Annotated in this window: 6 protein-coding genes; 2 read left to right on the top strand and 4 right to left on the bottom strand. The window is 60.6% G+C overall.

The genetic code is table 11. The annotated features are described in order from the left end of the window. The 4 genes from ABX749_RS16030 to ABX749_RS16015 form a co-directional block, all read right to left on the bottom strand. A partial coding sequence (locus ABX749_RS16030) for a molybdenum cofactor biosynthesis protein MoaE (protein WP_372896863.1) occupies positions 1-186 on the bottom strand: 186 nt, incomplete at its 3' end. A 70-nt stretch (positions 187-256) separates the two neighbouring features. Next, positions 257-517, bottom strand: a complete 261-nt coding sequence (locus ABX749_RS16025; RefSeq protein WP_145217947.1) for a MoaD/ThiS family protein — start codon at positions 515-517, stop codon at positions 257-259. Next, a complete protein-coding gene (locus ABX749_RS16020) occupies positions 514-3492 on the bottom strand; it encodes an anaerobic glycerol-3-phosphate dehydrogenase subunit C (protein WP_372896862.1) in 2979 nt (992 codons plus the stop codon). The genes ABX749_RS16025 and ABX749_RS16020 overlap by 4 nt, the downstream gene beginning before the upstream one ends. Before the next feature lie 71 nt (positions 3493-3563). After that, a complete protein-coding gene (locus ABX749_RS16015; RefSeq protein ID WP_372896861.1) occupies positions 3564-4034 on the bottom strand; it encodes a four helix bundle protein in 471 nt (156 codons plus the stop codon). 359 nt (positions 4035-4393) lie between these two features. Between ABX749_RS16015 and ABX749_RS16010 the strand changes: the two genes are divergently transcribed. Continuing rightward, positions 4394-5410, top strand: coding sequence for a ThuA domain-containing protein (locus tag ABX749_RS16010; RefSeq protein ID WP_372896860.1), 1017 nt, complete (start codon positions 4394-4396; stop codon positions 5408-5410). Continuing rightward, positions 5344-6963 (top strand): PVC-type heme-binding CxxCH protein (locus ABX749_RS16005; RefSeq protein WP_372896864.1); only part of this gene is annotated, 1620 nt, incomplete at its 3' end. The genes ABX749_RS16010 and ABX749_RS16005, both read left to right, overlap by 67 nt.

Raw genomic sequence — 6963 nt, 5'->3', positions numbered from 1 at the left:
TTCGGCCATCGATTCATGGGCCTGGTAATGAAGCGTCTTGGTGATCCGCACGGCCCCCGAAGCCGTCGTTGTTTTTCGCCGCGTCACTCCGGCGAACCAGGCATGTGCCCCGGTATCCGGATCATCAATTTTGGACGACCAATCGGAAAGTTCGATCGCTGTCTGAACAAGGCGAATGAAAATCATCAACACGTTTCCGGGAAATGAAAGCCGGCGCAAACCGCCGTCCGCGTAACAACCTCGCGGACCGTCTCGGCTAACCGCCGCTGACCGGCGGGATCAACGCGAGTTCCACGTCGGTGCGTTCGATCACGTGATCCGCCGCGACGTACTGGCCATCAACGGCCAACCGGCTGACGCCGATCAACGGGGCCGCCGCGGGGATCTGCGTCGCCACGGTCTCGATGACTTTTGCCGCGGTGACGGGGTGATCGACCGAGACGTTGGCGACGTCGCAACCGGCCGCATCACGGACACCGGCAAACAGCAGAATACGCAACGGGGCGGTGGAAGTCATCCGGGTGGCAATCCGAGCTCCTCACCGACCTTCGGCAATCGGCCATAGGCATACGCGAGCAGCTTGAGTGGGTGAAGGGTCTGGAGGTCGGTCCCGTGTTGGATCTGCATTTTACAAGCGCTGCATTCGGTACACGCAAGTTGCGCCCCGCTGTGCCGCAGAGCCGAAATCATCGGCCAACCGATTCGCAGACTATTGCGATAGTTCTTTCGCTGCAATCCCCAGGTTCCGGCCATCCCGCTACATCCGGCTTCAACATGTTGAACACTCAAGCCGGGAATCAATTTCAATAATTCGATCGATGCGATGTCCGGATCCAAGACACGCAAATGGCAGGGCCGGTGGTAGGCGAATTCCAGGTCGATGGATTGAAACTCGCGATCCAGTTTTCCTTCGGCGTGCAGGCCACGTAGAAACTCGCACGCTTCGAAAGAGTTCTTGGCGACCAGATGGGCGTCTTCGTCGTCGAGCAGGTTGGGGTACTCGTGTTTCAAACAGAGCACCGCCGCCGGTTCGGTGGCAACGATCTGGTAGCCCGATCGAACCGCCTCGGCCAACATCCGCACATTCCGGCGCGCGATACGGCGGGCGCCTTTCAAATCCCCCGCCGTGATCCGCGCCATGCCGCTGCCGGACTGTGACGTGGGGACGTAAATCGCGATCCCGTTTTGTTGCAGGATCTCGGCCAACGCGCGACCGAGGTCGGGATCGTGATAGTTCGCGTAATGGTCGACAAAATAAAGCACCTTGGCGCCTTCGCCGGCCGGCTGCTTGGTCCAGCGGCGGCGTGCGGAATACCGCATGAAACTGCCCGATGCGATCGGCGGCAATTCGCGTGAGGCCGTCAACCCGAACAACTTGTCGGCCAGCCACCGTGAGAGTCCGTTGCGGATCAACAGATTGGACAGCCAAGGGAACCGAGAACCGATCGCGGCGATGATATCGAGCCGGCAGATCAATCGATCCGACAGCGGCTGGCCATTGGTCGCCACATACTGGGCCTTCAATTCACCGACGATTTTGGGGATATCCACGCTGGCGGGACATTCCAATCGGCACTGATGGCAATTGAAACACAGGTCCGCGACGGCTTTGGCCCGATCACCGGTCAGCGCTTCGACCTCGATCTTGCCGCTCAACACCCCGCGTAACAAGTTTGCCTTCGCACGTGGCGACGCCTCTTCGCTCCGCGTGGTGCGAAACACCGGGCATTGCCGCTCGGAATTCGCCGTCGTCCTGCAGCGGGCGCACCCGTTACACGACTCGGCCACCACGTCGATCATCTGGCCGGGCGACCACTGCTGCAGAACCGGCAATTCGGGAACGGCGGTGTTTTGAATCCGCGCCGCCTGCACGATCCGGTCGGCGGCCTTGATCAGCGTTCGCGTATCCGAAGTGACTTCGATCGTCTCACCGATCGGACGAATGTTTTCGTTGGGCTGTTGCAGGACGGCCCCGAACAGCTTGCCCGGGTTCAACCGATGATGTGGATCGAAGAGCCGCTTGACCTGTCCCATCGCCGGCCAGAACTCACCGAACTGCTTGGGCAACAACGCGCTGCGGCTGAGCCCGGCGGCATGCTCGACACTGACGTGCCCATTGAATTGCCAGACGACTTCGGCGACCTGTTCGGCGACCCGACGAATTTTCTTGCGTTCCGCGGCGGACGACAAATCGACAAACGGCCGCACGTGCAGATGACCATGACCGGCATGGGCAAAAATCGTGGCCGTGCATTCGTTGTCTCGCAACGTCTTTTGAATCGCCGCCAACGCCTCCGGCAATTTCTCCGCCGGCACCGCGATGTCCTCGGTGAACGGAATCGGCATTCCCGGCCCCTTCAATCGACTCAGCCGCGGCGTGACGCGACGGCATAGCGCCCAGAACTGGTCTCGGGTGGCCTGGTCGGTCGCCGAAGTGGCGACGAATGCGGCGTCCGGTCCACGTGATAAATCATCGCGCAAGATCTCAATGCGGTCGGTCAGTTCGGCGAGCGAGTCCCCCTGAAGCTCCAGCAACAACATCGCTTCGGCCTCCTGCGGCAAGACCTCTTCAAATTGCCGCTCGGTTTCCCGCGCGATCCCCAGCAACCGCCGCCCCATCAGGTCGCATGCAACCGGTCCATAACCCAGCGACCGCACGGCGCACCGCGCCGCTGATTCCAAGCGATGGAAGAACAGCATCACGACCCCACGATGCTTCGGAATCGGTTCCGTCTGAACCGTGGCGTCTACGATCAGCCCCAGCGTTCCTTGTGTCCCCACCAGAAACTTCGCCAAATCAACACGCCCCAGGTCGTCGACCAGGCCGTCAAACCGATAGCCGCCACGGGCCGGCGGTGCGTCTTTTAGTTTTTCCAAACAGTCTTGATATTGCGTCTGAATCTCCAGCAACCCACGGGCCAGTCGGCCGACCGTTCCCGGATCGTTGGGATGATGCTTCGAGACGTCCAGCAATTCGCCGTCCACGGTGACGAAACGCAGCGATTCGATGTTGTCGCGGGCCGAACCGCTGCGCAAGTAGTGGCTGCCCGACGCGTTGATCGCCAGCACGCTGCCCATCGTTGTGATGCTGCGGGTCGCCGGGTCGGGTCCGTACCAGCGGCCCAGCGGTTTGAGATTGCGATTGAGTTCCGCGATCGGCAGCCCGGCTTGCACCGTCGCGAGCGACTTGAGCGGATCGAATTGCATCCGACGCATGTAGCGCGAGAAATCGACCACCAGTCCTGGGCCGACCGACTCCCCCGCCACACCGCTGCCGCTGCCGCGCGGGTGGATCGGCAAGTCCTGCTCGCCGGCGTACTGCACCAACGCGACCACATCGGCGGCCGAACGCGGCCGCACCACGCCGACCGGCTGGATTTCATAAATGCTCGCATCGGTGGCGTACAACGTCGTCGACACGGCATCGCACATCACGTCGCCGCGCACGATGCCCCGCAAATCGTCTTGAATGCGTTGTCGGTCGATTTCCATGCATTAGTTCGAACCCATCCCGCCCCCAAAGTCAACCACAACGCAGGTTTCGGGGGGCGGAGTTCCCCGATTCACGACCGATACAGCTCTGGGCGTTGTTTTCCGGTGAACTTCTCATACATCTCCCAGACTTCATCCGACCACGATTTGTATTTTCGGATGTGTTTGACACCGGAGCCTGTCTTCACCATCGAGCGCATGAAGGCGACCATCATCTTGCGAATTTCGGTGCCTTGGGCGAACAGCGCCCTGTAGTCCTCTCGTTCCAGATAGTCCCGATCGAATGCGGCCACCAAGTGCGACTGAGTCTCATTCAGGCTGCCGAGGGAGTAGCCTAGAAACTGGACGAATTCACCTTGAGTTCCTCGGCCAAACCCCTCGGCAATGTTTGCCAGCACGGACTCGGAGGAGTCATTGATTTGGACGACCAAGCGACGGTCCAAGGCGAAGGGATCGCGGCGGGTTCGTTGAAAAATCTCTTTCGACCACGTTCGCGACTTCTGCCAAAACAAGAGTTCTGTAAACCGGTTCACACCTGCCATGTTTGATCGCTCCCGCATGGATTCGAAACAGAACGTCAACAGACTAGAAAACCAGACGGGTTTAACAACCCCCCAACGGTGGTTTTTTTGGGGTTTGGGGTTTGGGGTTTGGGGTACTGAGTACTGAGTACTGAGTACTGAGTACTGAGTACTGAGTACTGGGTACTGGGTACTGGGTACTGGGTACTGGGTACTGGGTACTTAGTACTGAGTACTGGGTACTCAGTACCGCCCCTCTGACTCCCCCGGCGCGGGCGTTGCTGCTAGACTAGGGCGGTTGCGGTGCCGTTAATGCGGTGCCGTCGGACCGCTCCCTTCTGCCCGCTTCCTGCCCCGCCTGCCTCCCGAGGCTTTTCGAAATGATGCGTCGACATCGATCTTGGCTCGTTACCGTCCTGGCATCCGTGACGGTTTGCTTTTCCCTCGGTTTGACCGCCGCCCCGGTAACAGCCGCGGACTCGGAGATCAAACAGATCCTGATGGTCGCCGGTCCACCGTCGCACCGATTCGGCGCTCATGAACACTTTGCGGGACTTCGCGTCCTGCAAGACGCGATCCAACAGAGCAGCGACACCGCTCGGGTCACGCTCGTTCGCGGCTGGCCGTCGGATGACCAAATCGCCGCCGCCGACACGATCGTCATTTACTGCGACGGCGGCGGGCGGCATGTCGCGATGAACCATCGCGACCAACTGCGTCAACGTCTCGGCGAAGGAACGGGGTTAGTGTGCTTGCACTACGCGGTCGAGATGGTTCCCGGTGAACCCGGCAAAGACTGGGAAGAGCTTCTCGGCGGCCACTTCGAAATCAACTACAGCGTCAATCCGCATTGGGTGGCGGAATTCAAGTCGCTGCCCGACCATCCGATCACACGCGGCGTCGAGCCCTTTGCAACCGACGACGAGTGGTACTTCCACCTGCGGTTTACGGAACTCGGCAAAGTCACGCCAATTCTTTCCGCGGTCGCCCCCGATCACACCATGAAGCGGCCTGACGGGCCACACCATGGCAATCCCCACGTTCGCAAGAGTGTTGCCGCGGGCGAACCCCAAACGGTCGCCTGGGCTTACGATCGCCCCGACGGCGGCCGGTCCTTCGGCTTCACCGGCGGACACTACCATTGGAACTGGGGCAACGACGACGTGCGACGTTTGGTGACCAACGCGATCCTCTGGACCGCGGGTGAAACCATCGGTCCGGAGGGCTCCTCGTTGGGCGAAGAACCGATCGGAATCAAACGTCTGCTGGAAGATCAAGATTACGAACGACCCGATGATTTCGATGAAGAAGAAACCGCCAAGCGGTTTCAATTGACGGCGCAAAAAAAAAAGAGTCGACTGAATCCGCAAGACCGATCTTCCTTTCCGGCACGCTGACCAGTCAAACGAAACGCCATCGCGTCGAAATAGATACTTCGATCGCTGGCGTGTCGGACTTGTTTCTGATCGTCGATGACGGCGGAGATGGATTCGCATGCGATTGGGTCGACTGGGTGGACCCGACTCTGCACGGTCCTGCCGGATCGCTGTCACTGGTCGACTTGGGATGGCACGCCGCGACGACCGGTTGGGGCAGCGTTGGCAAGGATCTCAACTGCAGTGGAGCCCCCTGGTCGGTCGACGGCCAGGTGATCGGAAAACACGCCATCGGGACCCACGCCAACAGCGTCATCCACTTCAAGGTCCCCGAGGGCTACACGCGGCTGACGGCGACCGGAGCCCTGGACTCCGGAGGGACGCGTCAAAACGGCGGCACCAGCACGAGCGTCCGATTGGCCGTCTACGCCGGCGCCGCACCGGCGTCCCTGGGCAACGCCCCGGACAACTCCAGCGACGGTGACCAGCGCGACCCTGCCAACGCGATCAAGGGAATCACGATCGCCGAAGGTCTGGAAGCCACCCTGGCGGCCAGCGAACCACTGCTCCGCAGCCTGACCAACCTGGATATCGATTCGCGCGGACGCGTCTGGGTCTGTGACGTGATGAATTATCGACGCAATCAAGGCGCACGCCCCGAAGGGGATCGGATCATGATCCTGGAGGACACCGACGGCGATGGAGTCATGGACGATGCCAAGACGTTTTACCAAGGCCGCGACATCGATTCGGCGATGGGCATCTGCGTGCTCGAAAACGCGACCGGTACCGATGTCATCGTCACCGCCTCGCCCAACGTCTGGCGTTTCGTCGATACCGATGGCGATGACGTGCCGGACAGCAAGACCGCGATGTTCACCGGAGTCGGCAACCCCCAACACGACCACTCCGGCCATTCGTTTCTGTTCGGCCCCGACGGAAAACTCTACTGGAACTTCGGCAACACCGGCGAGCAAGTCAAAGACGCCGATGGCGAAACGGTCATCGACATTCACGGCCGCCCCGTCATCGACAACGGAGCACCGTTGTACGGCGGCATGCCGTTTCGATGCGATCTGGACGGTTCCAATTTCGAAGTCCTGGCGCACAACTTTCGCAACAACTGGGAAACCACCGTCGATTCGTTCGGCACGCTCTGGCAAAGTGACAACGACGATGACGGCAACCGCGGCACGCGAATCAACTTTGTGATGGAACACGGCAACTACGGTTATCGCGATGAGATCACCGGCGGCGGTTGGCGTGAGGAACGGATCAACCAAGAAGACGAAATCATGCACCGTCACTGGCACCTGAACGATCCCGGTGTCGTCCCCAACATGCTGCAAACCGGTGCCGGCTCGCCCAGCGGCATCTGCTTTTACGAAGGCCGGTTGTTGCCGCAACGATTTTGGGACCAGATCATCCACTGCGACCCCGGCCCCAACATGGTCCGCGCTTACCCCGCCAAGCCCGATGGCGCCGGATACACCGCGACGATCGAGCCATTGATGACGGGAACCACCGACCGCTGGTTCCGACCGGCCGATGTCTGCACCGCACCGGACGGTTCG

Source organism: Stieleria sp., from assembly GCF_041595215.1.
GTDB classification, from domain to species: domain Bacteria; phylum Planctomycetota; class Planctomycetia; order Pirellulales; family Pirellulaceae; genus Stieleria; species Stieleria magnilauensis.
Note: the sequence above shows the minus strand (reverse complement) of the source record. Positions and strands in the feature narration are given on the sequence as shown.